This window comes from Psychrilyobacter sp., from assembly GCF_049671765.1.
GTDB lineage: Bacteria > Fusobacteriota > Fusobacteriia > Fusobacteriales > Fusobacteriaceae > Psychrilyobacter.
Genome location: NZ_JBATVM010000044.1, coordinates 1 through 1,601 on the forward strand (window position 1 = coordinate 1; position 1,601 = coordinate 1,601).

General features: G+C 25.2%; 2 protein-coding genes and 1 pseudogene. 1 reads left to right on the forward strand and 2 read right to left on the reverse strand.

The window, feature by feature from the left end:
* Together WBG30_RS01975 and WBG30_RS01980 are read right to left on the reverse strand one after the other, a co-directional pair.
* Positions 1-251: PTS lactose/cellobiose transporter subunit IIA (locus WBG30_RS01975; protein ID WP_424502965.1), on the reverse strand; the 251-nt coding region annotated here is incomplete at its 3' end.
* 13 nt (positions 252-264) lie between these two features.
* On the reverse strand, positions 265-570 hold the full coding sequence (locus tag WBG30_RS01980; protein ID WP_424502966.1) for a PTS sugar transporter subunit IIB: 306 nt from the start codon (positions 568-570) through the stop codon (positions 265-267).
* Between the two features lie 265 nt (positions 571-835).
* Between WBG30_RS01980 and WBG30_RS01985 the strand changes: the two are divergent.
* Positions 836-1,601 (forward strand): annotated as a pseudogene (locus WBG30_RS01985) (hypothetical protein); the annotation flags it as partial.

Here is a 1,601-nt window from a genome sequence, read left to right on the forward strand (position 1 = left end):
GACATATATTGATCTTCAGCATGGGCAATTATTAAATTTAATTCTACTACCACATTATCATCGTCTTCACACTCTGCTGTAACATATTTATGATGTACCCCATGTGCTTCTAATAATAATTGTTTAGCTTCTAATAACCCACTTTTATCTTTATTTCGAAGAGCTTCTAATGCTATACTTTTAGCTGTTCCTGCCATTGCAATTATTGGCATAAACCCCTCTATAAGTTCTTCCTTTGTATATTTAATCATGATATCCTCCTTGTTACCCTATTAATTCTAAAGCAAAATCTAAGATTTTTTCCCCTTTCATCATTCCATAGTCCATACTATTGATGACTTCTACAGTTTTGTTAACCTCTTGGGCTAACTTATTTAACTCATCTTTTTTAAACCTTACTTGTGGACCTAATAAAAAAACATCATACTTATCTAGATTTGAATGAAACTGCTCTAATCCCATTGCTTCTATCTCACATTCTATTTCTTTTTTTTCTGCTGCCTCTCTCATTTTCTTCACTACTATACTTGTAGACATTCCTGCACTACACAACAACAATATTTTTTTCATTTTTACTCCCTCCTGGATTTTTTCTTTTTTTAAAATAAATTTTTTTTAATTTTCTTCTATACAGCAAGTGTACATTACGAATAAATCAAAAGCAAATTCAATAAAAAAAAAGTTTTTTTCGTCTAATTCAATCAACAAAATATATACTTTTACTATTTTAAAGAGTATAATCAACACATAACGATTAGTTTTTATATTTATTTCGTCAAATACTATAGATTTTACCTTTAAAATCTACAAAATAATTTTAGGAGGTTATTTAAAAATGGAAAAAAATTCTATATTTTTAGATGCAGAATCATTTGATAAGTCGTTTTCTCTAAAAATTGAACCTAAATTAAAATCTAAAGAGAAAATATTTTTAGATAAATTAATAAAAAAAATATCAACTGATTCTTATATGGCTTTTTTTTCTTTAGGTGAACTATATGCAATTTATAAATCTAAAGATCTAATAAACATAAAAAATGAAATATTAAGGTTAGGTAAAAAGAAAATGTTCTTTACCCTAGTTAATTTTAAAAAAGAAACTATTCAAGGAGAATTCTATCTCCTAAATTCTATCTATCTTAAAAATAATGGAATATATGTGACACCACCTTTAGAATTGATCCAATCATTAAATAAAAATTCGATTTTCTATAGGATTGAGTTATCAACCTTTCTTAGGTTTAAAGAAAAATATACTTTTAATTTTTACCCGAAAATATTAGAACACTACGATTATAAAAATTTTAAATACGACCTCGTTCAGTTAAAAGAGATATTCGGTGTTGAAAATGATTACTATGAAAGATTTTATGACTTTGAAAAAAATGTTATAAAACCTGTTATCAATGATATAAATAAATCTTCCAAAATAAATATTTACTATACAAAAATAAAAAGTGGAGAGGGAAAAACCAATAAAGTTATTTGTTTAAAATTTTCTTTTGTAGATAGTGTAAAAGAGGAAATCTTAAAAAATACAAATATAACTATACACTCCATTAAAAATAAGGTCCATGATATCCCTAAAATAAGTAAATTAA

What these genes read in the sequence shown, in the direction of transcription:
- WBG30_RS01980 (WP_424502966.1), bottom strand. Translation starts at nt 570, where the DNA reads ATGAAAAAAATATTGTTGTTGTGTAGTGCAGGAATGTCTACAAGTATA.